Here is a 25,750-nt window from a genome sequence, read left to right as displayed (position 1 = left end):
CGATCCCAGAAGCTTTCCAAGGACGGTCCAGACACGTGTTCGAGACGCTCTCCGACCGGTTGACGACGGTCTTTTCGTCGTTGCGCAGCAAGGGCCGGCTCTCCGAGGCCGACATCAACGCGACGGCCCGCGAGATCCGTGTCGCGCTGCTCGAGGCCGACGTGGCACTGCCCGTGGTCAAGGACTTCATCGGGCAGGTCAAGGAACGCGCCCGGGGATCGGAGGTCTCCCAGGCGCTGAACCCGGCCCAGCAGGTCGTCAAGATCGTCAACGAGGAGCTCGTCAACATCCTCGGCGGCGAGACGCGCCGGGTCCGGTACGCCAAGAACCCGCCCACCGTGATCATGCTCGCGGGCCTCCAGGGCGCGGGCAAGACCACCCTGGCGGGCAAGCTCGCCAAGTGGCTCAAGGCCGAGGGGCACGCCCCGCTCCTGGTCGCGGCCGACCTCCAGCGGCCCAACGCCGTCCAGCAGCTCCAGGTCGTCGGCGAGCGCGCCGGCGTGCCGGTCTTCGCGCCCGAGCCGGGCAGCGGCGTCGGCGACCCGGTCGAGGTCTCCCGCCGCTCCATCGAGCAGGCCAAGCACGCCCAGCACGACGTGGTCGTCGTCGACACCGCCGGCCGCCTCGGCGTCGACGCCGAGATGATGCAGCAGGCCATCGACATCCGCGACGCGGTCAAGCCCGACGAGGTCCTGTTCGTCGTCGACGCCATGGTCGGCCAGGACGCGGTCAACACCGCCCAGGCGTTCATGGACGGCGTCGGCTTCGACGGCGTCGTGCTCACCAAGCTCGACGGCGACGCGCGCGGCGGCGCCGCGCTGTCGGTCCGGCACATCACCGGCCGGCCGATCATGTTCGCCTCGACCGGCGAGAAGCTCGAGGACTTCAGCGTCTTCCACCCCGACCGGATGGCCGGTCGGATCCTCGACATGGGCGACGTGCTCACCCTGATCGAGCAGGCCGAGCAGGCGTTCGACACCGCCCAGGCCGAGAAGATGACCAGCAAGTTCGCCTCGGGCGAGGACTTCACCCTCGAGGACTTCCTCGAGCAGATGATGATGATCCGCAAGCTCGGGCCGATCGGCAACCTGCTCGGCATGATGCCCGGCATGGGGCAGGTCCGCGACCAGGTCGGCCAGATCGACGACAAGGACCTGGACCGGGTCGCGGCGATCATCCGCTCGATGACCCCGCAGGAGCGCGGCAACCCCAAGATCATCAACGGCTCCCGGCGGGCCCGCATCGCGGGCGGCTCCGGCGTCACCGTCGGCGAGGTCAACAGCCTGGTCACCCGCTTCTTCGACGCGCAGAAGATGGTCCGCCAGATGGCCGGCGGCATGGGCATCCCCGGCATGCCGGGCGGTCGCCGCAAGGCCACCAAGGCGGCGAAGGCGGCCAAGGGCAAGAAGGGCAAGCAGCGCAGCGGCGACCCGCGCAAGCGCCAGGCCGGCGGCAAGCAGGCCGAGGAGCAGACCACCGCGCCCGACGCCGCCCCGAAGGGCCTCCCGCCCGGCCTGGGCGGTCCCGGCGGCCTCCCGCCGGGCCTGGGCGGCGGCCAGCTGCCCCCCGGCCTCCAGATGCCCGACCTCGGCAAGCTCCAGGGCCGCAAGAAGAAGTGACCGCGCCGCGTCCCGCCGCCGCTCTCAGCGGCGCCGGGACGCGCCCGGCACCCTGGCACGCCCGGCAGCCCAGCACCCCCGGTTCGCCACGCCGAGACGGCCCGCGGCGCGCCACGGCGGGTCGCGCCGCACGCCACGGTGGGTGACGGCGCACGCCTCAGCGGGTGACGCCGCACGCCACGGTGGACCACGCCACGCCCCGGCGGTCCCGGCATGATCGACTCAGCGTCCACCGGACGGTCACGCAGAGAAGTCGCCGCGTGTCACCGTACGATTGCGCTTTCACCGCCATCGTCTGGCAGAATGGCAGGCTGGAAACCCCGGATTCGCCAAGGCGCCCTCTCTCGTCCTGTGCGGCCGGAGTCCATCGAGCGGCCGGTCACCGGTGTTCCCCACCTGGGTACGGCCTGCTCACCCTGTAAATGAAGTCTGGAGTACACCACTCTCGTGGCAGTCAAGATCAAGCTCAAGCGTCTGGGGAAGATCCGGAACCCGCAGTACCGGATCGTCGTCGCCGATGCCCGTACCAAGCGTGACGGCCGGGCCATCGAGGAGATCGGGCTCTACCAGCCCAAGCAGGAGCCGTCGCTCATCCAGATCGACTCCGAGCGCGCGCAGTACTGGCTGGGCGTCGGCGCGCAGCCGACCGAGCCGGTCCTCAGCCTGCTGAAGATCACCGGCGACTGGCAGAAGTTCAAGGGCGAGCCGGGCGCCGAGGGCACCCTCCGGGTGGCCGAGCCCAAGGCCGACAAGAAGGCCGTCTTCGAGGCCGCGGTCAAGGAGTCCATGGGCGACGCCCCGGCCGCCGCCCCCGCGGCCAAGCCCAAGAAGAAGGCCGAGCCGAAGAAGACCGAGGCCAAGGCCGAGGACACCGAGGCCAAGGCCGAGACCACCGAAGTCAAGAGCGAGGGCTGACGTGCTCGAAGAAGCGCTCGAGCACCTGGTCCGCGGGATCGTCGAGAACCCGGACGACGTCCGGGTTCGCGCCCGCCGGATCAGGGGCGGCCGGGTCCTGGAGGTGCGCGTGCACCCCGAGGACCTCGGCAAGGTCATCGGCCGCAGCGGTCGTACCGCCAAGGCCCTGCGCACAGTGATCAGCGCCCTCTCCGGGGGACGCTACGTGCGCGTGGACCTGCTCGACGTCAACGAGGTCCGCTGAGTGGCCCTCCGGCATCCGCAGCGATGCGGGGAGTGCCGGGGGACCCTCCGGCGTGGGACGGCCCGGCGGCCGCGGCGACGCGGCCCCGGCCCGGCAGCCCGTACCGGGGGACCCCTGGGCGACCGGCGATTGACGGAGCAGACCCGATGAGCGAGCCCCTCGTGGTGGGCCGGATCGGCCGGCCGCACGGGATCCGCGGTGAGAACACGATCGACGTCCGCACGGACGATCCCGAGGCCCGGTTCGCGCCGGGAACCTCGCTCACCACCGACCCGGCGGCAACCGGCCCGCTCACCATCGAGCGTGCTCGCTGGCATTCGGGGCGCCTGCTCGTGCGCTTCGCCGGGGTCGACGACCGCACCGCCGCGGAGGAGCTCCGCGGCACGTGGCTCGTCGTCGACCCCACCGACATCCCCTCGACCGACGACCCCGACGACTACCACGACCAGGAACTGGTCGGGCTCGCCGTGGTCACCGCCGAGGGCGCCGAGGTCGGCACGATCACCGAGATCCTGCACCACGGCCAGGACCTCCTGGTCGTGCGCCGGACCGGCGGGGACGATGTGCTGGTGCCTTTCGTGGCCGCGCTCGTCCCCGAGGTGGACGTTCCCGGGGGGCGGCTCGTCATCGACCCGCCCCCCGGGCTCCTCGGCGAATCATGAGAATCGACATCGTCTCGATCTTCCCGGAGTACTTCGCTCCGCTGGAGGTCTCCCTGCTGGGCAAGGCCCGCCGCAACGGGCTGCTCGACGTCCACCTGCACGATCTGCGGGAATGGGCGCACGACCGGCACCGCACGGTCGACGACACCCCGTACGGCGGCGGCCCCGGCATGGTGATGAAGCCCGAGCCGTGGGGCGAGGCCCTCGACACCCTCGCGCCCGCCGGCGGCGAGGTCCCCCGTCTGGTCGTGCCGACCCCCAGCGGGCGGCCGTTCACCCAGGCCCTCGCGACCCGGTACGCGGCCGAGCCCCGGCTGCTCTTCGCCTGTGGTCGCTACGAGGGGATCGACTCCCGGGTGGTCGAGGAGGCCCGTACCAGGATGCCGGTCGACGAGGTCAGCCTCGGCGACTTCGTGCTCGCCGGCGGCGAGGTCGCAGTGCTGGTCATGGTCGAGGCCGTCGGACGGCTGCTCCCGGGGGTGCTCGGCAACGCCGACTCGGTCGCCGACGACTCGTTCGCCCCCGGCGCGATGGAGTCCCTCCTCGAGGGGCCCGTCTACACCAAGCCACCGGTCTGGCGCGAACGTCCAATTCCGGACATCCTGCTCTCGGGGCACCACGGGGCGATCGCCCGCTGGCGGCGCGACGAGGCGCTCCGCCGCACCGCGCGCAACCGCCCCGAACTGCTCGCCCGCCTTGATCCGGACGCCCTCGACGCACATGACCGGAAGGTCCTCGCCGAGGCCGGTTTTCCGGTGCGCGGCGAAGATATGGCACACTGAGACGGCGCCGTGTGCCCATACACGCGGCGCCACGGCTTCCAAGAAGATCCACTTCGCGCGGCGCGACGCCCCCACTCTTGTTCCACGGGGCCTCTCGATGTCCGCGTTCGACCCATGAGGAACAGCTGTCATGCACACCCTGATCCAGGAGATCGAGAAGGCCGCGATGCGTGCCGACGTTCCGGACTTCCGTCCGGGCGACACGCTCAAGGTGCACGTCCGCGTCACCGAAGGCACCCGGAGCCGGATCCAGGTCTTCCAGGGCGTGGTGATCCGGCGGCAGGGCGGTGGCGCCCGCGAGACCTTCACCGTCCGCAAGGTCAGCTACAGCGTCGGCGTCGAGCGCACCTTCCCGCTCAACAGCCCCTCGATCGACAAGATCGAGGTCGTGACCCGCGGCGACGTCCGCCGGGCCAAGCTCTACTACCTGCGCAACCTGCGCGGCAAGGCCGCCCGCATCAAGGAGAAGCGCGACTTCTGAGCCAGCGGCTCGTGCGACGCCCCGGAACCCTTCGAGGTCTCCGGGGCGTTGCCCGTTTCGGGCAGGGTTGCTCGGGGCTCCGTCGGGCGACACGCCCGCGCGCGGGGTGCTGGGGCCGCGTCGCCGATAGGCTTTCGCTCTGATGACTGACGAGGACGATCGGAGAGACGTGCGTTCCGAAGCCGAGGGCGCGGTGCCCGAAGAGAAGCAGACCGTGACCTCCGGCGAGGAGACGGCCGACACCTCCGACGACGAATCCGGGCGCAAGAAGAAGCAGGGCTCCTTCTGGAAAGAGCTGCCCATCCTGATCGGGGTGGCGCTCGTCCTGGCCCTGGTCATCAAGGCGTTCGCCGTGCAGGCGTTCTACATCCCGTCGGGATCCATGGAGAACACCCTCCAGGTCGGCGACCGCGTCCTCGTCAACAAGATCGTCTACCACACCCGCGACATCGCCCGCGGCGACACCGTCGTCTTCAACGGACTCGACTCCTGGGACCCCGAGATGGAGGTCAAGGAGCCCACCAACCCCGTCTCCAAGGTCCTGAGGGCCGTCGGTAGCGCCTTCGGTGTGGCCCCCAACGAGAAGGACTACATCAAGCGGGTCATCGGCATCCCCGGCGACCGCGTGGCGTGCTGCGACGCCAAGGGCCGGGTCACCGTCAACGGCGTCGCCCTCGACGAGGACGCCTACCTGTTCACCGACCCGGTCACCCACGAGCGGAACAGGCCCTCCAACGACCCCTTCAACGTGGTCGTCAAGCCGGGCCAGCTCTGGGTGATGGGCGACCACCGCGAGCTGTCCTACGACTCCCGCTCCCACCGCGGCGACCCGGGCGGCGGCACCATCCCGATCAACCGCGTGATCGGCCGCGCCTTCGTCATCGTGTGGCCGCTCAACCGCGTCGGCACCCTGCCCATCCCCAAGACCTACAAGCAGCCCGCTCTGAAGGCCGCCGCCGCGCTGGCCCCGGCCACCCCGGTCGCACTGGGCCTGGTGGGCGCCGTCCCGCTCACCTACCTGACCCGCCGCCTCCGTCTCCGCCGCACCGCCTGACCGCCTGACCGCCTGACCGCCCAAGCCCACCCACCACCCCGGTCCGGTGCGGCATCCCGCTCCGGTCGGCGCCCTGGCCCGGTCAGCCCTTCGCCCGGTCGACATCTCAGCCCGCCCGGTGCCCTGGTCCGGTCGGCGTCCCGGCCTGTCCGGCCCGACCGGATTCTCAGCCCGCCCAGCGCCGCGGTTCAGGCTGCGCCGCGGCCTGACCGGATTCCCAGCCCGCCCGGCTCCGCTGTCTGGTGGCGCCCCGGCCTGACCGGATTCCCAGCCGGCCCAGCGCCGCGGTTCAGTCTGCGCCGTGGCCTGACCGGATTCCCAGCCGGCCCGGCTCCGCTGGCTGATCGGGGCCCTGGCCCGACGGCATCCCGGCCTGATCGGGGCCCTGGTCCGGCCGGCGTCCCGGCCTGTCCGGCCCGCCGGTTCGGTCGGCGCTCCAGAACGCCTCGACCGACTTCGTGGGGTCACGGTGCGCATCAGCTCGAGTCGCCTGCCAGGCAGCCCGCAGCAGCCCATGATCTCGCTACTAGGGCGACCCGCTTGGCAGCCGCAAACGATCAAGCGGTCTCCGAAGCCCGCCCAGAGCCGCTGCACCGCTGGAACCCGCCCACCTGTCCCCGGCTGTAGTCGCTGCCGTCGGGGTCGATCAGGTCGTTGACGATCATCCCGAGCGCACCTGCCCATGGCCGCCGGACGTGGGGCATACGCGCCTCGCTGACGGGGCGACGCCTGGGCGAACCGCGTCAACTCTTCCGTTGACCGCCTCGCCCTGCGTGGGGCGCGTTGGGGCATCGCCATCGGGGTTCGCCCGCCGGCCCCGGCCGGCGGGCCTTGGTCGGCTTCCGGTGCGTGAACGGCCAGGGGTCGGCAAGATCGAGGCAATGCCGAGTTCAAGTGGGGTGGCGCGGCTCTGATCGTTGAGGGCGACACGGTCGGCTGGGGGAGGGGAAGCCTTGGTGCGCGCGGGCGTTTCGGTTGACTTGCTTGAAGGTGAGGGGATTTGGGCGTGATGGATTCGACCTTGAGCGCTGCCTGGTTGGGGGTGCGGCGGAGGGCGACGGGGCGGGCCGCCGGGCGGGAACATGCCCGAAACGGTGGTATTCGGGGAGCGTGACATGGTTCTGGCGACGTACCCTGCGGAACATGATGGGTCGTCCACTTCGCTTCACGCCGCGACGCGACGCCGGGCTGCACGCTTACGAGCGGGCCTTGGAGCACGGTGGGTTCAGCCCCGTGGCCGGCGTCGACGAGGCGGGACGCGGGGCCTGCGCGGGGCCGCTGGTCGTCGGTGCGGTGATCCTTCAGGGCGGGCGGAGTGGACGGATCGAGGGCCTGGCCGACTCCAAGCTCCTGACCCCGGCGCGCCGCGAGGAGCTGTACGCGGAGATCGTCGAGCGTGCCGAGGCGTGGAGCGTCGTCGTCGTCCCGTGCCACGACATCGACCGGATGGGCGTGCACCGGTGCAATATCACCGGGATGCGGCGGGCCCTCGCCGCGCTGGAGCGGCGGCCCGCATACGTGCTGAGCGACGGGTTCGCGGTGCCCGGCCTGGAGGTGCCGGCACTCGCGGTGATCAAGGGGGATCAGGTGGCCGCGTGCATGGCCGCCGCGTCCATCGTGGCCAAGGTCACCCGGGACCGGATCATGACCGAGTTGCACGAGCGCTATCCGGACTACGGCTTCGACGTGCACAAGGGCTACGTGACACGCGCTCACAGCGCGGCGCTGAAGGCGCATGGACCATGTGCGGAGCATCGGTTCTCCTACGTCAACGTGGGGCGGGCCTTGCGTAAGAATGGTGAGGTGGCCTTGGGGGAGGGGACCGGGGAACTGCCCGAACCGGGGGTTCCCGGCGATGGCCGGACGGAAGGGGCACGAGCGTGAGCGCCGAGGATCTCGAGAAGTACGAGACCGAGATGGAGCTTCAGCTCTATCGCGAGTACCGCGACGTCGTCGGGCTGTTCACCTACGTCGTGGAGACCGAGCGGAGGTTCTACCTCACCAATTCGGTCGATCTACAGGTTCGCAGCGCGGACAACGGCGAGGTCTTCTTCGAGGTCACGATGCAGGACGCCTGGGTCTGGGACATGTACCGCCCGGCGCGCTTCGTCAAGAACGTTCGGGTCGTCACGTTCAAGGACGTCAACGTCGAGGAACTCGCCAAGAGCGACTTCGAGCTGCCCTCCGAGCAGTGATCACCTCCGCTGTTTCGCGGTCGTGGTGAGACGCCAGCCGCCCCGATCCCGTTCGACGAAGCCGGCGGCGGCCAGCAGTCCGATCTTGCCGTTGGCCGCGGCCAGGTCGAGGCCGGCCTTGGCGGCGAGCTGGGCGGGCCCCGCCGCGCCCCGGGCCGGGAACGCCTCCAGCACCGAGCGGGTCGCCGGTTCGAGGCGGTCGCGGGGGAGCACCGGGGTGTGCGGTTCGGGCGCGAGGTCGGCGCCGAACCGGCCGACCGCCTCGATCACCTCCTCGGGACGGGCGACCAGGATGGCGCCCTCGTCGCGGAGGAGCCGGTGGCAGCCCACCGATGTGCGGGCCTCGACCGGGCCGGGCACCGCCATCACCGTGCGGCCGAGCTTGCGGGCCCAGGTCGCGGTGCTGAGCGCGCCGCTGCGGTACTCGGCCTCGACGACGACGGTGCCGCGGGACAGGGCCGCGATGACCCGGTTCCTGACGAGGAAGCGCAGCCGCTGGGGCGGGCTGCCGGGCGGCGACTCGCTCACCAGCAGCGAGCGGCGCGCCATCTCGGCGAACAGGCCGTCGTTGGCCGCCGGATAGGGGACGTCGACGCCGTTGGCGAAGATCGCGATGGTCGGGCCGTCGGCGGCCAGCGCTCCCCGGTGCGCGGCGGCGTCGATGCCCAGCGCGCCCCCGGAGATCACGGTCCAGCCCTGTGCGGCCAGATCGGCGGCGAACTCCGCGGCGATCCGGAGACCGTACGGGGACGCCGCCCGGGAGCCGACCATCGCCACCGACCGCAGGCAGCCGTAGCGGAGGTCGCCGGGACCGCGCAGCCAGAGTGCGTACGGCTTCTGCGGGCCCAGATCGTCGAGCGTGGTCGGCCACTCGGGATCGCCGGGACAGACCAGGCGCCCGCCCAGGCGTTCACAGACGGCGAGGTCCTGCTCGGGATCGGCCGTCGTCAGACGGATCCGCCAGCGGTCGAGGCGCCGCGCGCAGCGCTGTAATTCCTCGTCCGTGGAGACGAGACCGTCGGGAACCCTGGCGGTGCGGACCGCCCGCAGGGCCCCGTCCGCTCCCTCGTGATCGATGAGCCGGTTCAGCAGGGTCTCACCCGGCTCCGCCGCCGCGCACAGCGCGGCACGCGCCTCCCTCTCGTCGGTCATGGGTTCGGCCCTTTCGTCGAAGGCGATGCGTCCGCGCCGCTGAGCCGGTTTCGCGGTGCTCTGGCGGACGAGGAACGTGGATGGGTGCTCGGGGACGACTGCCTCCCGATCCGTGCGGCCGAAGGCTGAGAGGCGGGCCGAGTCGGAACGGGGCGCTGAGAACCCCGTTGGTGTTCGGTATCGCGTCCGGTCGGCCGGTCGGCCTTCTGCTGCGTGCCGGAGAGGTCCGGTGGCGCAGGACCGTCGTGTCGTGGAGTCGGTCGGGCTCGATGTGGTCGGCGGGTGCGGATCTCCGGGTTGGGAGGGATGGGCTCGGCGGGTGAGGGGAGTGCGGTCATGGGCGACGTCCACTCCACAGGGCCAGGGCGCCGCCGATGTCGTCGGTGCCGGGCTCGTCGCGGCCGGACAGGTCGGCGATGGTCCAGGCCACGCGGAGGACGCGGTCGAGACCGCGGGCACTCAGCGTGCCCAACTGGAGGGCGTCGTCGGCGGCGCGCATGGCCTCGGGCGGGGGCGTGAAGCGGCGCCGCAGTTCTGGGCCGGGGATCTCGGAGTTGGACCGCCAGGGCGTGTCGCCCAGGCGTTTGAGCGTGCGCTCCCTGGCCAGCAGGACCCGCTCGGCGACGAGCCGGCTGGCCTCGGCGAACTCCAGGTCGTAGCGCAACTCGGCCCGGCTGGCCGGGCTCAGCTCCAGCTTCAGGTCGATGCGGTCGAGGAGCGGGCCGGAGATGCGGGCCAGATATCTGCGCCGGAGCGCCGGAGCGCACGAGCAGTCGACCTGCTTGGCCGCCGCGCACGGGCAGGGATTGGCGGCGAGGACGAGGGTGAACCTGGCCGGGAAGCACGCGGTGCCCTCGGCCCGGGAGATGCGCACCTCGCCCTCTTCGAGGGGCTGGCGGAGGGCGTCCAGGGTTCCGCCGACGAACTCAGGAGCCTCACCCAAGGAGACAAACTTACACCGTGTCGAGAACCTACAAACGATCTGGGGGGCGTCAGACCCCATGCATAGCTATGCAGTCCCAGCTAGACGGCGCTGAGAGCGTCTGTCAGGCGGGAAGCCCGTGCCGCCCGGTCTGGCGGTCAGGTCAGGGCAAGGCAGAGCCTTAGAGCAGCTCTGTGGAGTTCGTACGTGAGCGAGGACCTATGTCCTGGGGTAATGGGTCACGGTCGCCTCTTGAACCCCGTCCGGGGCAGGATGTCTCGACCACGTACGCATCTGGGACTTTCGGTCGGGGGTACCTGCCTCTCCCTGTACAACCTCGGAGGTTGGGCATCTGGGAACCACCGCAATTATTCCTGTACGCGAATATTCGTGTTCAGTGTTGACCGCAGGGGACGCCGACTCTAGCTTTATGGCTGAAAACGAACAGAGGAGAAGACGCATGAAGCCTGGCCGGATCATCGCGGGGACTTGCAAGTCAGATGATTGTCCGAAGGTCTACGCGCCGACAAATGGCATGGTGCCTATCCAAGGATACCTGCGTGTCGACGTCACTGTGCCGAATGGTGAAGCCATAATCGAAATTCCCGAAAGCGTCCTTCTGGAGGCTGCCCGTGTACTTGGAAGGTAAGGACTGGTCTCGCTATACAGCGGATTTCAAGTCTTCCGCATTCAGGTTGGAGCTTCATTCTGTCTATGACATGGCCGGAGAGAGGGAAGAGTTTGAGCGGTTTCTCTCAGGAGAGAGGCCGCCTGCCGACCTGAGTTACCCGTGGCTCGATAAGGTGGCCAACGGCGTCCGTGCTGGTAAGTCATTTCAGCGGGTTCACGTGGTGAGAAGGCCCCTGTCGGATTACTTGCGTTACGAATTCGAGTGGGGATACGCCTTCAACGTCAAGGCTGGCGAGGATGTTCGTATTCTCGACCTCACAGGCAAGCCCGATCCCGGCTTGCCCGATCACGATTTCTGGCTCTTCGATGATGCGACTATTGTGAGGATGCTCTATCGGTTTGACGGAGCACAGATAGGTAGGGAGTTGATAGAGAATCCGAACATAGTGGAGTACGAGCATTACAAGAGTGCGGCACTAAAGGATTCTGTGCCGTTCACGGAGTACTGGCAAAGTTAGTGCTGGAGCCGGAAGAGCTAGGTCAGAGCAAAAAGGATCTAGCACAATACCTGAGAGAGCTTCGTAAGGCGTCTGGCCTGAGTGGCGAAAGGCTGGCTGTACGAAGCGGTATCAGCCAATCAAAAATATCGAAGATAGAGACGGGCAAGGTTTTGCCCGCCTTGTCTGATGTTGAACGCATCATCGCCGCGCTTGATGTTCCTCAAGATATAGCTCAGGAGATTACTTCCCTGGTCCGTATAACTCATACAGAGTTTGCCGACTTAAGGTCTTCTCTTAAGAAGGGGCTTCACCGGAAACAAGGTGAGCTCGCCTCTTTTGAGGCCAATGCTTCGCATATGCGCTTCTTCTTGCCTTCTATGCTTACCGGCCTGCTGCATACGCCGGAGTATGCGAAAGCCAGCCTGGAGACCATACCGGGAGATCATTCAAAAGCGATAGCTCGAAGGATTGAACGTCAGGCCGTTCTCTATGACACCAGCAAGCATTTCACCTTCATCCTTACGGAACAGGCTCTACGTTGGCCCCTATGTGATCCTGTGGTGATGGCGATGCAAGTCGGTCGCATTGCAACCCTGGCGATGCTGCCGAACATTGTGGTCGGAGTTATACCGCTAGGGCCGCGCCAGCTTTCAGAAGGCCCTCTAAGTACCTTCACGCTATATGACGAGTCTCTAGTCACCGCTGAGACATTTGGTGGCGCCGTCCTTATGAAAGACCCAAGGGACATCGCCTATCATCTAGGGCTATTCAAGGTATTCGAGAGCTATGCTCTACAGAGGGAAGAATCAAAAGCCTTCCTCGCCACAGTGCAGAGCGAGTTTATTCAATCACGGGAATAGTGTTGGGTCGGCTGAGCATGGGCTCTAACTTCAAAGTATGGCAACCGATGAAGCGAGCACGGTCACTCACCTAGAGGCACTGCGTCAGGCCATGAGTGATAGGGGATTCGTCGCTAGCGTGGTGAGGCCCAGGAACAACCTTCCGTACGTGCGAGTAGTGAACTTGGACGCAGGAAAACTTGCGGAAGATGTCACTTGCTCTCTATGGGATGGGGAACTGTCCTACGTATGGTCCTGGAATAGCCTCATTTGCCCTGTGAGGCATCTTGATAGTGCAGCGGAACGGATTGCCCATGTTCTGACTCCCAGAGGGCTAGCGGCTGAATGAGCGCCTTCCCGGGGGTTGTGGATCACTGGCATATTGGGTCGAATCGAACTGGCCGCTTTGAGGCTACGGCTAAAAGAGTCGATAGAGAGACTGCCAGGAAGATGATTCGGGAACTTCTAGTCAATGATGGTCGGATGACCGGTGAGCATTACGGCTACGGCAACGCCATTGCCATCATCGATGGTGGCTGGGATTCGGCCAAAGTCAACGACATTCAATATGTGGCTTTCGCTTGCGCTTGCCCGCCGCTGTAGTGAAGCCACGGGTAGAGGCAAGATAGGAGCATGTGGCCCTGTGTGGCCCCGAGAAGGCTGTAGAGGGCCGAATGGGTCGGAGGTTGCTCCCTGGGATGGGTCAAGTACTGTCGAGGGCTCTCAGGCCCTCTCAGGCCCTCTCAGGGGTGTAGGTGGGTGTCTGAGGTCAGGTGGATGTTCTGAATCGGTTGGATGTTCTGAGTTTCGTAAGGAGGTGGATGTTCTGATGTTGAACAAGGGGGAGCGATAGCGACTCCTCTACTGCGGCGACCGAAGGAACTTGCCGCAGTGGATTAGGAACGAAGGTCGTAGACCGGAGTGACTTAGAAGTCTCCTAAGAGACTGAAAGGGAGTCCCCATACTTGGGGACTCCCCTTTTTATAGTTCTATATTAGAGAATATATTAGTGTTCTCTCTGTAGAGAGAACTGGTAAGGGGTCTCTAGAGACCCCACCCTCACGTTTAGGGCCATGTCCCGCAGAGCGGGTCATTAGCTGGGTTGCAGTAGAGCCAGCATCCCGACATGTGTTCAGCCCCCGACTGCTGCTGTCCCTTCTCGCAAGCTGGGCAATGTGCACGATCTTCGGGGACTGACCGAACCCTTGCCGACTGCGGCACTCTCACGGGAGGCTTGGAAGCTTTCTTGGGTGGTTCGGTTGCGATTGTAGGTGCTGGCACGCCCTGTGCCTTGTACTTGGCCCAACCGTCTTCCCAACGGTTGGCCGGTATGGAGATTTGATAGACGTTGGACTCCCCGTTGGGCCCTTTCTTGGTTCCGGTGATGACTAGCCATCCTGAGAGGATCAGAACGCGCCTAGCGATCCTGATGCTCTTACGGGTCATCCCCAGAGCTTCCTCAAGCATTCGTTCCCCTGCGAAGGAGTTAGCGCCATTGGTGCCCCATGCCGCCATGAAGGAGGCTACGGCGTAGACGCTGGCGACGCTTCTCGGCAGTTCTTTCTTTATCTCTGCCCTTAGGGCAGAGTCTGAGTCGGCCATCTCCCTAGCGAGTTCGCTGTTCCAGAGCTGAAACGCCTGTGCAGATGGCGCCATGAGAACCGGCTTAGCGTCTTCGGTCATCGTATGGATTCCTTACCGTCAAGGACCGCCTGACGTTTTTCCTCTGTCGGTCCCTCAAACTTTCGTTTGGCCCATTCCTGAACCTCAGGGCTGTCTACGTTTAGGCCGGTAGCTCGCGCATATAGTTCGGCCAAGTCTCCGAGATTCACCGTGACGATTGGCTCCGGGAGTGCGTAGCGCTTGTTCTCCGAGGTTGTTGGTGCAAGGTGGTATGTCAGACCCCCGACCTTGGCTGTTGGTGCATCAGGGTAGGCGCTGGCATCTGTCGAAATTGGCGCTGGCCAGTGAAGTACCTCTATCCTCACGCTTGCGTCTAGAAGGAATTGCCTTCTGTCGTCTGTGTCGAGTTTGGCCCAGTGGTCTCGGAACTTTTCGCCTGTCTTCTGCCACTCGATTCGAGTAGGGATGTTGGGGAGTGAGGCAAGTTGGTTGCGCCTGGCTGCAAGCTTCGCCATGCGCTCTTCGTATTCGTCTTCCCCGCCCGGATAGTCGTAGTAACCCTTGTCTTTCTCTCCTCTAGCCTCAGCCATGACGCGCTTAACTTGCTCAAGCTCTTCGGTGTGATCCTCTCCCGGGATCGTGATTTTCTCCAGCTTCTCAACATCTCCGAGAAGGTCTAGAACACTCTCCTCAAGAATTCCTTCGAGGTAGTCTGTACCTACGGATCGGTTGCCACATTTGACGCTTGTCTCTGCGACTGAAGAGCAACGATAGTAGAGCTGGTTTCTACCACCCGACCGGTACATGGGTCGTTGGCAGACCGCACAGAAGGCGATACGCATCAATGGAGCCGCGTCCTGTCGGTTGCCGCTTTGCTTGCTTGAGTTCCTGTCTAGACGAGTTTGAAGATCTTCCCACTCTGCAAGTGAAATAAGAGGCTCCGCCCTCTGAAGGGGAAGGCCGTCATCCCCACTGATGACCTTCTTCTTTCCTTGGCTATATTGAGAGCCGTCTGCCTCGTACTGGCCGAGTAGAGTCTTGGAACGAAGCATCTTGAGAAGGTTGGCCACTCGCCATTGTGTGCCCTTGGGCTCCTTGCCCTTCCTGATTCGCTGCACATCTAGGGACGTTGGTACATTGCGCGCGTTGAGATCTCTGATGACCTGATTTGCCGAGGTACCAGCAATGATCTTTTGGACAACCTCTCGGAGGATCTCCGATGTCTCAGGATCGGGCTCAAGAACCCATCCATCTTCGCTCTTCACTGGCCTGTAGCCATAAGGCAGGAAGCCACCACGCCACTTACCGGCACGGATGTTGTGTTCGTAAGCGTCCTTAGCTCGCTTCTTCATGGTCTTACCCTCGAATTCCCCGAACACGGCGAGGATCGTGGCGACCATGCGACCGATGTCCGTTGACAGGTCGATACCGTCGTCTACGGCGACGATTTGAACAGAGTGCTTGTCTGCCCATTCCAGGAGTTCTAGGAAGTCCTTGGTCTTCCTGGCGAGTCGATCGAGCTTCCAAGCGACGATCACGTCATATTCGTCAGGCTTGTCGAGCCATCGCTTGAGGTCAGGCCGCTCCCATGGGGAGGCGCTGATAGCGGACACGTCAAGGTCTTCTGCGATGCCTACGATGCGCGCGTCATGCAGCTTGGCCCAGTAGTGGACCTTCTCTCGCTGCCTCTCAGGACTAGACGTGTCGTCCGTGAGGTTGGACAGGCGGACCACGCCCAGGACTCGCTTGGGCTCTCGGTTCTTCAACTCGCCTCCTGAGATCATCCTGCCTGAGCAGCAGGGTTGCTCTTGACCTGTGGCGAGTGAGACCAGGGCTAGCGGTGTGTGTCTGCCTCCCTGGCCTCGTCCAGGAAGAGGATGCCTCGATGTGCCAGGGAGACGGCGCCGGGTTGCAGCAGGCGGCCCGACCCGCCGCCGACCATCGCCGCCCGGGTGGCGGTGTGGTGCGGTGCGTAGAACGGCGGCCTTGTGATCAGCGGCTGGCCCGGCGGGAGGGTGCCCGCGACCGAGTGGATCGCCGTCACCTCGAGCGCCGAGTCGGGTTCGAGCGGGGGCATCAGCGTCGGCAGGCGCTCGGCCAGCATCGTCTTCCCGCAGCCCGGCGGGCCGGAGAAGAAGAGATGGTGGCCTCCCGCCGCGCTGATCTCCAGCGCGCGGCGGGCCTCGGCCTGGCCACGCACATCGGCCAGGTCGAGCCCGGTTCGCCGGTCCGGGCGCCGGATGGTGAGCCCGTCGGACGGGGCGGTCGGGGGCGGGTGGTCTTCGTCGGCCTCCTGAGGGGGCGGTTCGTCGCGGAGGATGCACAGCAGGCCGCGCAGCGTTCCCGCGGAGATCACCTCCATGTCCGGGACCAGTTCGGCCTCGGCCGCGTTGGCGCGGGGCACGACGACGGTGCGGCAGCCCGCGTTGGCGGCGGCGAGCACGGCGGGCAGGACGCCGGGGATGGCGCGGATCCGCCCGTCCAGGCCGAGTTCGCCGATCAGCACCAGCCCGGCGCAGGAGCGCGGCGGCACCGCCTCGGCGGCGGCCAGCAGCGCGACCGCGATCGCGCAGTCGAACGTCGAGCCCCGCTTGGGCAGACTGGCGGGGAACAGGGAAACAGTGACGTGCCGGTTAGGCCAGTCCTCCCCCGAGTTGTAGATGGCGGCCCGCACCCGGTCGCGGGCCTCGCTGAGCGCGGCGTCGGGCAGGCCCACCAGATGCAGGCCGGGCACGCCGCTGGTGATGGCCGCCTCCACGTCCACCACGAAGCCGTCCACGCCGACCAGGGACACCGAACGGGTCTTGGCGAGGGTCATTCAGCACACCTCCCGGTGGTGCTCGAGGAGGAACCCGCCGTCGACGGTGAGCAGACCGATCACGTCCACCCGGAGCTCGCCCCGGACGCCGTGGGCCGTGGCCCAGCGCCAGGCCAGCCGCCGTAGGCGGGCGGCCTTGCCGGCGTTGATCGCTTCGAGCGGCCCGCCGTAGGCGGTGGAGCTGCGGGTCTTGACCTCGCAGACGACGTGCCGCCGCCCGTCGTGGGCGACGATGTCGATCTCGCCCTCCCGGCACCTCCAGTTGCGCGCGAGGACGGTCCAGCCGATCCGGTCCAGGTAGCCGACCGCCGCGTCCTCGCCGCGCCGCCCCAGGCTGATGTTGGCGTTCATGCGCCTCACCTCCGGTCTTCGACGGTGCCGGGTCGGCGGTGAGAGCACCAGGCGAACGGCGTTCTGTGGATAACTCGCCGCGAGATCACGGCGATTCGGCGGAAAACGGGTTTCGGTGCTTGCGCCGGCGGAGATCGTGGCGCAGCGTGGCGGCTGTGCCCACCGATGACGACGCCGCTCCGCTCAGGGAGGCGGTCGCCGAGTTCGAGCGCCACCTGCGCGCCGAGAGGGGCGTGTCGCCGCACACGCTCCGCGCCTACCTGGGCGACCTCGCAGACCTGTGCCGGTACGCCGCGGACGTCGGGGTGGACGAGCCCGCAGGAATGGAGATCGGCGTGCTGCGTGCCTGGCTCGCACACCAGCACGCCCTGGGCCGGTCTCGAGCGACCCTCGCGCGCCGCACCGCCGCCGCCCGCGCGTTCACCGGCCACCTGTACCGGCGTGGCCTGATTCCCAGTGACCCGGGCGTGCTGCTGGGGACCCCCAAGGCACAACGTGATCTGCCCGCGGTGATCACCCAGGACGACGCCGCCCGGCTCCTGGACGAGGTGGAGGCCCAAGGGCCGCTCGGGTTGAGGGACCTGGCGATCCTCGAAGTGCTCTACGGCACCGGCGTACGGGTCAGCGAACTGTGCGGGCTCGACATCGACGACCTGGACACCGGCCGCAGAACCGCCCGGGTGTTGGGCAAGGGCGGCAGAGAACGCACCGTGCCCATGGGAGAACCCGCCGTACGGTCTGTGCAGGACTGGCTGAGGGCGGGACGTCCCGCCCTCAGCACCAAGGACAGCGGCCCGGCCCTGTTCCTCGGCGCGCGAGGGGGACGCCTGCACCCCACCAGCGCCCGGAGGGTCGTGCACGGACGGATCGCCGAGGTGGGTGACGTACCCGACCTCAGCCCCCACGGACTGCGCCATAGCGCCGCCACCCACCTACTGGAGGGGGGTGCGGACCTGCGGAGCGTCCAGGAGATTCTGGGGCACGCCTCGTTGCAGACCACCCAGCTCTACACGCACGTCTCGGCCGAGCGGCTCAAACAGGTCCACCGGCAGGCCCACCCGCGCGGCGCCAGCGAGTCATAGCGAGAGCGCGTCGCGGGAGAGGAGGCGGCCCTGGACGCCTCGACGCAGGCTGGTCAGGGTGTTCGCCGTAGGCGGCGCTCTTGGGCCAGGTCGATGACGTCCGGGGGCTGGCGCAGGGCCGTTCGCCGTCGCGGGCGTCCTTGCCGCCATACGAACAGGAGCGCGAACGCCAGCAGCATGCCGGTCAACGCCCCGCCGCCCGCCGTCGCCGCGTCGCGTAGCTCCATCTGGTGCGGTCGCTCCGCAGGTGCGGGACGTGACACCGGTGCAGGTCGCTCTGGCGGGCGCCAGTGGGGGAGCAGCCGTACGCGGTGCCCCACCAGGCTGAGCGGGTCGAGATAGACCGCCCCGCGACGCAATCCCCAGTGCAGGCAGGCGCTGGAGCAGTGGAACGGGCCGTTCTCGACGACGCCGATACGGGCGCCGGAGGCGACCTGGCGGCCCGTCCGGACGGTCGGGCGCACCGGCAGGTACGTGGTGCGGAGGGCGCCGTGGGTGACCGCGATGACGCCGCGCCCGGCGAGCCGTCCGGCGTACGAGATTCGGCCCGCTCCGGCGGCGTACACGGGCTGCCCAGGGCGGGCGGCCAGGTCAACGCCGCGATGGCCGGGGCCCCAGGGCAGGGCGGGCGGGGAGAATCCCCGTACGATCCCGGGCACGGGGGACAGCGGCCAGTGCCATTGGGCGGGGGCCGCGGTGGTGGTCAGGATCATCATCACTGTGAGCAGGGTCATACTTTGCAGCCTGCCGACCGGGTCCGCGCCCGGGCCAGACCCGGCACGAATTGTGGAAAACCTCGGCGATCCCGGGCCCCCGGGTCCGGTTGATTCCACGTGTGCGGCGTGCGTCCCGTAGACTTGGTAAACGGTCGCGCCGGGTGCATACCCGGGCGGCCGAATTCACGCGCTCGCCAGCCACCTGCATCTCGCCGGTGGGGCACAGCCTCTCGGTCCGTCGGTACGACGGTGGGGCCGGTGTCCGTGCGCAGACGACAACCGAGACGTGGCCCGTATTCGGGCCGGACAGGAGAACACGGGCTATGGCACCCGTCGTCACCATGCGGCAGCTCCTCGAGAGCGGCGTCCACTTCGGCCACCAGACTCGTCGGTGGAACCCGAAGATGAAGCGCTTCATCCTCACGGACCGCAACGGCATTTACATCATCGACCTCCAGCAGTCGCTGTCCTACATCGACCGGGCCTTCGAGTTCGTCAAGGCCACGGTCGCCCACGGGGGCACGATCCTGTTCGTCGGCACCAAGAAGCAGGCCCAGGAGGCCATCTCGGAGCAGGCCACCCGGGTCGGGATGCCGTACGTCAACCAGCGCTGGCTGGGCGGCATGCTCACCAACTTCTCCACCGTGCACAAGCGGCTCACCCGGCTCAAGGAGCTGGAGGAGATCAACTACGACGACGTGGCCGGCTCCGGCATGACCAAGAAGGAGCTCCTCGGCCTGCGCCGCGAGAAGGACAAGCTGGAGCGCACCCTCGGCGGTATCCGCGACATGGCGAAGGTTCCGAGCGCCATCTGGATCGTGGACACCAAGAAGGAGCACATCGCGGTCAACGAGGCCAAGAAGCTCGGCATCCCGGTCGTCGCGATCCTCGACACCAACTGCGACCCCGACGAGGTCGACTACCCGATCCCGGGCAACGACGACGCCATCCGCAGCGTCGGGCTGCTGACCCGCGTCGTGGCCGACTCCGTCGCCGACGGCCTCATCGCCCGCGCGGGCGCCGCGTCCGGCGGGGACGACAAGCCGGCCGAGGGCGGCGCGACCGCCGCCGAGCCGCTGGCCGAGTGGGAGCGGGAACTGCTGGAGAGCAAGAAGGCGGAGTCCGGCGCCGAGACGGCCAAGGACGCCGTGGCCGACGAGTCCGCTGCCGCCGCCGTCGTGACCGGTGAGCCCGCCGCCGACGCCGCTGCCGCCGCCGAGGCGCAGGAGGGCGTGGTCCCGGCCGCCGAGGAGACCGCTCCGGCCGCGGAGGCCACTGAGGCCGCTGAGGCTCCGGCCGCTGAGGCCCCGGCCACCGAGGCCGAGCAGAGCTGACGACGCGGGGTCCCGGGGCGGCGCCGCCGCCCCGGGGCCCGGTCTCCGCGCAGTCTTCCCACCACGACAGAGACGAAAGAGCGATGGCGAACTTCACCGCCGCAGATGTCAAGCGGCTTCGCGAGCTGACCGGCTCCGGCATGATGGCCGTCAAGAACGCCCTCACCGAGGCGGACGGCGACTTCGAGAAGGCCACCGAGCTGCTGCGCCTCCAGGGCGCCAAGGACGTCGGCAAGCGCGCCGAGCGCACCGCGGCCAACGGCCTGGTCGCCGAGCACTTCGAGAACGCCACCGACGGCGCGCTCCTCGAACTCAACTGCGAGACCGACTTCGTCGCCAAGAACGCCCAGTTCATCGAGCTGGCGGACCGCCTGGTCCGGTTCGCCGCCGAGAGCGGCGTCGCGGACGCGGCCGAGCTGCTGGCCAGCGAGATCGAGCCGGGCACCACCGTCAAGGCGCTGATCGAGGAGAACAGCGCCAAGATCGGCGAGAAGCTGGAACTGCGCAACTTCGCCCATTTCAAGGGCACCTACGTGGCCAGCTACCTGCACAAGTCCGACCCGCAGCTGCCGCCGACCACCGGCGTGCTGGTCGAGCTCGACGGCGAGAACGCCGAGGTCGCCAAGGACATCGCGCAGCAGATCGCGGCGATGGCCCCCAAGTACCTCACCCGGGACGAGATCCCCGCCGAGGCGATCGAGAAGGAGCGGGCGCTCGCCGAGCAGCTCACCCGCGACGAGGGCAAGCCCGAGAAGGCGATCCCGAAGATCGTCGAGGGCCGGGTTAACGGCTACTTCCGCGACTTCGTGCTGCTTGAGCAGGCGTTCGTCAAGGACAGCAAGAAGACGATCACCAAGGTCCTCGACGAGGCCGGCGTGAAGGTCGTGCGTTTCGCCCGCTTCAAGGTCGGGCAGGCGTAGGGGCACTCTGGAGACAGGGACCCGACAGATACCGCGACGCAACGAGGAGGCCGCCGACGTGCCGGAGACAACGAACCCAAGCGCGCCGGCGGCTTCGTCGTCCGGGCACGCGCCTCGTGCGGGCTGGAAGCGGGTGCTGCTCAAGCTCTCGGGTGAGGCGTTCGCCGGCCGTGATCCGCTGGGCATCGACCCGGAGATCGTGCAGCACGTGGCGGAGGCCATCTCCGAGGCGGTCGCCGACGGCGTCCAGGTCGCGGTGGTCTGCGGCGGCGGCAACATGTTCCGCGGTGCCGTCATGGCCGAGCGCGGCATGGACCGCGGCCGGGCCGACTACATGGGCATGATCGGTACGGTGATCAACTGCCTGGCGCTCCAGGACTTCCTGGAGAAGCTGGGCCTCGACACCCGGGTGCAGACCGCGATCACCATGAGCCAGGTGGCCGAGCCCTACATTCCGCGGCGCGCCATCAGGCACCTGGAGAAGGGCCGCGTGGTGATCTTCGGGGCGGGGCTCGGGCAGCCGTTCTTCTCCACCGACACCACGGCCGCGCAGCGCGCGCTGGAGATCGGCGCCGAGGCGGTGCTGAAGGCGACTCAGGTGGACGGCGTGTACGACGCCGACCCGCGCAAGAATCCGGACGCTGTCAAGTTCGACCGTTTGGATTACGGTGAGGTTCTACAGCGGGGACTGAAGGTCATGGACGCCACGGCCATCAGCCTCTGCATGGACAACGCGCTCCCCATCGTGGTCTTCGACCTCATGGGGCAGGGCAACATCGTCCGGGCCGTCCGGGGTGAGAAGATCGGCACGCTGGTCAACCCGGCCGAAGGCTGACCACCCGAGCCCCTTGGCGGCAGCGCAAGGGCCGACCAGATGACATGGGAGTCGAAGTGATCGACGAGACCCTCCTCGAGGCCGAGGAGAAGATGGAGAAGGCGGTCGCGGTCGCCAAGGAGGACTTCCAGGCCATCCGCACCGGCCGGGTCACCCCCGCCATGTTCAACAAGATCACTGCCGAGTACTACGGTACGCCGACGCCGATCAACCAGCTGGCGTCCTTCACCCTGCCCGAGCCGCGCATGGTCATCGTGCAGGTCTTCGACAAGTCCTCCATGCAGGCGGTGGAGAAGGCGATCCGCGACAGCGACCTCGGCGTCAACCCCACCAACGACGGCAACGTCCTCCGGGTGGTGTTCCCCGACCTGTCCGAGGAGCGCCGCCGGGAGTTCATCAAGGTCGCCGGGGGCAAGGCGGAGGACAGCAAGATCTCCATCCGCAACATCCGCCGCCGGACCAAGGACACCCTCGACAAGCTCGTCAAGGACGGCGATGCCGGCGAGGACGAGGTCAGGCGTGCCGAGAAGGAGCTCGACGACGCCACGCACAGGTACGTGGCGCAGATCGACGAGCTTCTCGAGCACAAGAAGGCCGAACTGCTCGAAGTGTGATGGAACTCGACGAGACCGGGGAGCCCGCGGGCTCCCCGGGTGAGCCGGAGGCGCCCGTGCCCGGTACGCCCCGCGGAACCACGCCGGACCCGTCCGCGTCCTCGCCGGACGGGACGGGCCCGCAGGGCAAGGCGGGACGCAATCTGCCGCTCGCCATCGGCGTCGGGGTGACCCTCGGCGCCCTGGTCCTGATCTCCATGTACACCGTGAAGGAGATCTTCCTCGGTGTGATGGTGGTCTTCCTGCTCCTCGGCATGCGCGAGCTGGCCGGCGCGTTCGGGACCCGTGGCGTCCGGGCGCCGTTCATCCCGCTGGCGACCGGGGTGGTGGCCGCGCCCGTCGTCGCGTACGTGTGGGGCACCACCGGCCTGGTCGCGGGCGTGTCGCTGACCGTGCTGGCCGTGATGATGACCCGGGTACTGGACGGGGCCGACGGATACGTCCGGGACGTGACCGCCGGCGTGTTCATGGCCGGCTACCTGGTGCTGATGGGCGGCATCGTGGCGCTGCTCATGCGTCCCGACGACGGCGACGACCGCATCGTGATCTTCGTGGCGATCACCGTGGCCAGCGACATCGGCGGCTACTTCGCCGGATCGTTCCTCGGCAAGCACAAGATGGCGCCCACCATCAGCCCGAAGAAGACGTGGGAGGGCCTCGCCGGCTCGGTGCTCACGTGCATGGCCGTCGGCGCGTGGCTGGTCTGGTGGCTGCTGGACGACGGTCAGGTCTGGCACGGCGTCCTGATCGGCCTGGCCGCGGTGTTCACCGCCACCGTCGGCGACCTGATCGAGTCGGTGATCAAGCGGGACCTCGGCATCAAGGACATGGGCACCTTGCTGCCCGGCCATGGCGGTGTGATGGACCGGCTCGACTCGCTGGTCGCGACGGCCCCCGTCGTGTGGCTCCTCCTCGAACTGTTCGCCCCTCCAGGCTGAAGCGGGCGCCCTGTGCAGACGCCCTGGGCGGGCGCTCTGGGCGGGCGCCCGGACGGGCGGGTCAGGTGACGATCCAGGAACGGCCCTGCTCGGCCAGCCGCCGGACGAGGGCGTCCGACCCCTCGCTCTTGGCGTACCTGTGCTCCTCACCCGAGATGGGCACCAGCCAGAGCCAGCGCACGGGATCGCCACCGACCTGAAGACCGGACAGGCCGGGAGCCGCCGGACCGTCCAGTCTGCTCGGGTCCTCCAGCAGCAGCACCCCCTCCCAGGGGGATGCGCCGTTGCTCAGAGGGAACGTGTGGGACTCGTGATACCACTTGACCACGTCGCCCGCCGCGAACCAGGTCACCGACCGCCACGGGTACTGCGACAGCCACGGGAAGATACTCCCGGCGCGCTGGCTCGGCAGGGACGTGGCCACTGCGAGCTCGATCCGGCCGTGCGGGGCGACGTCGTCCTCGTACAGCTCGACGGTGGGCATCCGCTGCCGGCTCATCCCGACCGTGCTCAGCACGGTGAACTCACGGTCGCCGCGCGCGGGCCGTTCGGAGACGCCCACGGTGGGCAGCGCTCCGCCGCGTCCTCCCGGGAGCTGGCGTCCGACATCGTGCCAGTAGTGGCCACCGGGTCCGAGGCGCTGCAACAGGTGCCCCAGGACGGACTGCTGGAAATCGGCCCAGGACCCCTCTGTCCGGCAGCGGCTCCAGTGCTCGCGCGCCCGCTCGATCCGGGGGCCGAACTCCTTGATCTCGTCGTCCAGGGGGAACGCGAACGGGCTCTGCTCGATGACCTCCTGGCTGTAGCCCGGGATGCCCCGGGCCATGTCGGACCATCCAGGGATGACGCAGAGCGGCTCGCCGGAGTCCAGGAGGGCCACGCCGTCGCCCTCCTCGAACCACACGACCTCGAGGGTCTCGGCGTCCAGCGAGGCGCGTCCCCCCGGATGCCGCACGTGCGAGGCGGGCAGGGCGGGAGGCCGCCCCGCGTCCAGCCGCGAGCGGTCGAGCTCGGACGGCGCGACGCGATGCCCCGCGATCCAGACCGCGCCGATCACGGCGTCCCGGGAGTCCTTCAGGTAGGCCGCGGTGACGGTGTCGTCGGTCTCGACGACGAGACGGCGGCTGCCGTAGGGGCTGGCCTCTGTGTGGACGACCGTGGCGGCGCCCCGGGGCGAAGTGGAACCCCTGCGCAATACCGACATGATCAAGACCTTAGTCGCAGACGGCGCCGTCCGTAGGGATGTCGCGAGTCGTCCGCGCGGGTCCGGGCGTCTGGACGAGGCATCGGCCGGCGTTTGCGACACTGGAGGGACCATGTCTGCCACCACCGAGTCAGCCGCCGAGCCCACCAGCGAGCCCGCCGCCGCCGAGACCGCCGTGCCGCAAGCCGCCAAGAAGACGCCGGCGAAGCTCGTCTTCGCCGCGCCGCGCCGGGGCAAGCCGCCGCGGCACCTCGCCGACCTCACCGCCGCCGAACGCCGCGAGGCGGTCGTCGAACTGGGGGAGAAGCCGTTCCGCGCGGATCAGCTCTCCCGGCACTACTTCGCGCGCCTGGCCGACGACCCGGCCGAGATGACCGACCTGCCCGCCGCGATCCGGGAGCGGCTGACGGCCGAGCTGCTGCCTCCGCTGCTCACGTCGGTACGGGAGCTGGCGTGCGATGACGGCCGGACGCTGAAGAATGTCTGGAAGGCGTTCGACGGCGTGCTGTTCGAGTCGGTGCTGATGCGCTACCCCGACCGCACCACGATGTGCGTGTCGTCCCAGGCCGGCTGCGGGATGAACTGCCCGTTCTGCGCGACCGGGCAGGCGGGGCTGACCCGCAACCTGTCCACCGCGGAGATCGTCGAGCAGGTCGCCGCGGGGGCGCGGGCGCTGGCCCGCGGCCGGGTCCCGGGCGGTCCGGGCCGGGTGTCCAACATCGTGTTCATGGGCATGGGCGAACCGCTGGCCAACTACAAGGCGGTGCTCGGCGCGGTCCGCAGGATCACCGATCCGGCGCCCGGCGGCCTCGGCATCTCGCAGCGGTCGGTCACGGTGTCCACGGTCGGCCTCGTCCCGGCGATCGAGAAGCTGGCCGCCGAGGACCTGTCGGTGCGGCTCGCGGTGTCGCTGCACGCGCCCGACGACGAGCTGCGCGACGATCTGGTCCCGATCAACAACAGGTGGAAGGTCGCCGAGGTGCTGGACGCCGCCTGGGCCTACGCGAGCCGGTCGGGCCGCCGGGTGTCGATCGAGTACGCGCTGATCAAGGACGTCAACGACCAGGCGTGGCGGGCGGATCTTCTCGGCAGGCTCTTGCGCGGCCACCTCGTACACGTCAATCTGATCCCGTTGAACCCCACGCCGGGGTCCAAGTGGACCGCATCCCGGCCGCAGGACGAGAAGGAGTTCGTGCGGCGCCTGGAGGCCCACGGGGTCCCGGTCACGGTGCGCGACACTCGGGGCAGGGAGATCGACGGGGCATGCGGCCAGCTGGCCGCGGCGACCGAGGACTGAGCGGGCCCGGCGGGCGTGTTCCC

Annotated in this window: 25 protein-coding genes and 1 pseudogene; 18 read left to right on the top strand and 8 right to left on the bottom strand. The window is 68.0% G+C overall.

Going from position 1 to position 25,750, the window contains the following annotated elements; genetic code table 11:
• Positions 1-35: 35 nt before the first annotated feature.
• The 9 genes from ffh (at position 36) to QP090_RS05645 (ending at position 7,952) form a co-directional block, all read left to right on the top strand.
• A complete protein-coding gene (ffh, locus tag QP090_RS05685) occupies positions 36-1,619 on the top strand; it encodes a signal recognition particle protein (RefSeq protein ID WP_285937407.1) in 1,584 nt (527 codons plus the stop codon).
• Between the two features lie 447 nt (positions 1,620-2,066).
• A complete protein-coding gene (rpsP, locus tag QP090_RS05680; protein WP_285937406.1) occupies positions 2,067-2,534 on the top strand; it encodes a 30S ribosomal protein S16 in 468 nt (155 codons plus the stop codon).
• 1 nt (position 2,535) lies between these two features.
• Entirely contained in the window at positions 2,536-2,778 is a 243-nt protein-coding gene (locus QP090_RS05675) for an RNA-binding protein (RefSeq protein WP_021598307.1), read from the top strand.
• A gap of 146 nt (positions 2,779-2,924) precedes the next feature.
• Positions 2,925-3,440: a ribosome maturation factor RimM gene (gene rimM / locus QP090_RS05670; RefSeq protein ID WP_285937404.1), complete on the top strand. Its 516-nt coding sequence runs from the start codon at positions 2,925-2,927 to the stop codon at positions 3,438-3,440.
• Positions 3,437-4,222 (top strand): tRNA (guanosine(37)-N1)-methyltransferase TrmD, encoded by a 786-nt coding sequence (gene trmD / locus QP090_RS05665; RefSeq protein WP_285937403.1) that lies wholly within the window; start codon positions 3,437-3,439, stop codon positions 4,220-4,222. The genes rimM and trmD overlap by 4 nt, the downstream gene beginning before the upstream one ends.
• Positions 4,223-4,352: 130 nt before the next feature.
• On the top strand, positions 4,353-4,703 hold the full coding sequence (rplS, locus tag QP090_RS05660) for a 50S ribosomal protein L19 (protein ID WP_285937402.1): 351 nt from the start codon (positions 4,353-4,355) through the stop codon (positions 4,701-4,703).
• 169 nt (positions 4,704-4,872) lie between these two features.
• Positions 4,873-5,757 (top strand): signal peptidase I, encoded by an 885-nt coding sequence (gene lepB / locus QP090_RS05655; RefSeq protein ID WP_285937401.1) that lies wholly within the window; start codon positions 4,873-4,875, stop codon positions 5,755-5,757.
• Positions 5,758-6,900: 1,143 nt separating this feature from the next.
• Positions 6,901-7,641 (top strand): ribonuclease HII, encoded by a 741-nt coding sequence (locus QP090_RS05650; RefSeq protein ID WP_285937400.1) that lies wholly within the window; start codon positions 6,901-6,903, stop codon positions 7,639-7,641.
• Positions 7,638-7,952 carry a DUF2469 domain-containing protein gene (locus tag QP090_RS05645; RefSeq protein ID WP_285937399.1) on the top strand — a complete coding sequence of 105 codons (315 nt, stop codon included), beginning with the start codon at positions 7,638-7,640 and terminating at the stop codon, positions 7,950-7,952. Before QP090_RS05650 ends, QP090_RS05645 begins: the two co-directional genes overlap by 4 nt.
• Here the strand turns inward: QP090_RS05645 and dprA are convergent, their stop codons facing one another.
• Both dprA and QP090_RS05635 read right to left on the bottom strand, forming a co-directional pair.
• A complete protein-coding gene (gene dprA, locus QP090_RS05640; protein WP_285937398.1) occupies positions 7,953-9,104 on the bottom strand; it encodes a DNA-processing protein DprA in 1,152 nt (383 codons plus the stop codon).
• 334 nt (positions 9,105-9,438) lie between these two features.
• Complete coding sequence (locus QP090_RS05635; RefSeq protein ID WP_285937397.1) at positions 9,439-10,047, bottom strand: ATP-binding protein; 609 nt, start codon at positions 10,045-10,047, stop codon at positions 9,439-9,441.
• Between the two features lie 611 nt (positions 10,048-10,658).
• Between QP090_RS05635 and QP090_RS05630 the strand changes: the two genes are divergently transcribed.
• Together QP090_RS05630 and QP090_RS05625 are read left to right on the top strand one after the other, a co-directional pair.
• Complete coding sequence (locus tag QP090_RS05630) at positions 10,659-11,174, top strand: DUF6879 family protein (protein ID WP_349666476.1); 516 nt, start codon at positions 10,659-10,661, stop codon at positions 11,172-11,174.
• Positions 11,174-12,016 carry a helix-turn-helix domain-containing protein gene (locus QP090_RS05625; RefSeq protein WP_285937393.1) on the top strand — a complete coding sequence of 281 codons (843 nt, stop codon included), beginning with the start codon at positions 11,174-11,176 and terminating at the stop codon, positions 12,014-12,016. The genes QP090_RS05630 and QP090_RS05625 overlap by 1 nt, the downstream gene beginning before the upstream one ends.
• Positions 12,017-13,060: 1,044 nt before the next feature.
• Here QP090_RS05625 and QP090_RS05620 read toward each other — a convergent pair.
• From QP090_RS05620 to QP090_RS05605, 4 genes and pseudogenes are all read right to left on the bottom strand, one after another.
• The gene (locus QP090_RS05620) at positions 13,061-13,678 is read right to left on the bottom strand and encodes a hypothetical protein (RefSeq protein WP_285937392.1); all 618 of its coding nucleotides are present in this window, start codon (positions 13,676-13,678) and stop codon (positions 13,061-13,063) included.
• Entirely contained in the window at positions 13,675-15,384 is a 1,710-nt protein-coding gene (locus QP090_RS05615) for a recombinase family protein (RefSeq protein ID WP_285937391.1), read from the bottom strand. The genes QP090_RS05620 and QP090_RS05615 overlap by 4 nt, the downstream gene beginning before the upstream one ends.
• 86 nt (positions 15,385-15,470) lie before the next feature.
• Positions 15,471-16,436: pseudogene (locus tag QP090_RS05610) on the bottom strand (YifB family Mg chelatase-like AAA ATPase); the annotation flags it as partial.
• Positions 16,437-16,787 (bottom strand): YraN family protein, encoded by a 351-nt coding sequence (locus QP090_RS05605; RefSeq protein WP_285937390.1) that lies wholly within the window; start codon positions 16,785-16,787, stop codon positions 16,437-16,439. It abuts the pseudogene before it with no gap.
• A 155-nt stretch (positions 16,788-16,942) separates the two neighbouring features.
• On the opposite strand from QP090_RS05605, the gene QP090_RS05600 reads away from it, so the two are divergent.
• Positions 16,943-17,869: a tyrosine recombinase XerC gene (locus QP090_RS05600; protein ID WP_285937389.1), complete on the top strand. Its 927-nt coding sequence runs from the start codon at positions 16,943-16,945 to the stop codon at positions 17,867-17,869.
• A gap of 53 nt (positions 17,870-17,922) precedes the next feature.
• Here QP090_RS05600 and QP090_RS05595 read toward each other — a convergent pair whose 3' ends face one another.
• Positions 17,923-18,603: a murein hydrolase activator EnvC family protein gene (locus tag QP090_RS05595; RefSeq protein WP_285937388.1), complete on the bottom strand. Its 681-nt coding sequence runs from the start codon at positions 18,601-18,603 to the stop codon at positions 17,923-17,925.
• A 305-nt stretch (positions 18,604-18,908) separates the two neighbouring features.
• Between QP090_RS05595 and rpsB the strand changes: the two genes are divergently transcribed.
• The 5 genes from rpsB (at position 18,909) to QP090_RS05570 (ending at position 23,226) form a co-directional block, all read left to right on the top strand.
• Entirely contained in the window at positions 18,909-19,919 is a 1,011-nt protein-coding gene (gene rpsB / locus QP090_RS05590; protein WP_285937387.1) for a 30S ribosomal protein S2, read from the top strand.
• A gap of 83 nt (positions 19,920-20,002) precedes the next feature.
• Positions 20,003-20,839, top strand: coding sequence for a translation elongation factor Ts (tsf, locus tag QP090_RS05585; protein ID WP_285937386.1), 837 nt, complete (start codon positions 20,003-20,005; stop codon positions 20,837-20,839).
• Positions 20,840-20,897: 58 nt separating this feature from the next.
• Positions 20,898-21,674: a UMP kinase gene (gene pyrH, locus QP090_RS05580; protein WP_432763011.1), complete on the top strand. Its 777-nt coding sequence runs from the start codon at positions 20,898-20,900 to the stop codon at positions 21,672-21,674.
• A gap of 56 nt (positions 21,675-21,730) precedes the next feature.
• Positions 21,731-22,288, top strand: a complete 558-nt coding sequence (gene frr, locus QP090_RS05575; RefSeq protein WP_285937385.1) for a ribosome recycling factor — start codon at positions 21,731-21,733, stop codon at positions 22,286-22,288.
• Positions 22,288-23,226, top strand: coding sequence for a phosphatidate cytidylyltransferase (locus QP090_RS05570; protein ID WP_285937384.1), 939 nt, complete (start codon positions 22,288-22,290; stop codon positions 23,224-23,226). Before frr ends, QP090_RS05570 begins: the two co-directional genes overlap by 1 nt.
• A 61-nt stretch (positions 23,227-23,287) precedes the next feature.
• Here the strand turns inward: QP090_RS05570 and QP090_RS05565 are convergent, their stop codons facing one another.
• Positions 23,288-24,430, bottom strand: a complete 1,143-nt coding sequence (locus QP090_RS05565; protein ID WP_285937383.1) for a suppressor of fused domain protein — start codon at positions 24,428-24,430, stop codon at positions 23,288-23,290.
• Positions 24,431-24,542: 112 nt separating this feature from the next.
• On the opposite strand from QP090_RS05565, the gene rlmN reads away from it, so the two are divergent.
• The gene (gene rlmN / locus QP090_RS05560; RefSeq protein ID WP_285937382.1) at positions 24,543-25,727 is read left to right on the top strand and encodes a dual-specificity RNA methyltransferase RlmN; all 1,185 of its coding nucleotides are present in this window, start codon (positions 24,543-24,545) and stop codon (positions 25,725-25,727) included.
• The last annotated feature ends 23 nt before the right edge of the window (positions 25,728-25,750 follow it).

Source organism: Actinomadura xylanilytica, from assembly GCF_030283145.1.
GTDB lineage: Bacteria > Actinomycetota > Actinomycetes > Streptosporangiales > Streptosporangiaceae > Spirillospora > Spirillospora xylanilytica.
Note: the sequence above shows the minus strand (reverse complement) of the source record. Positions and strands in the feature narration are given on the sequence as shown.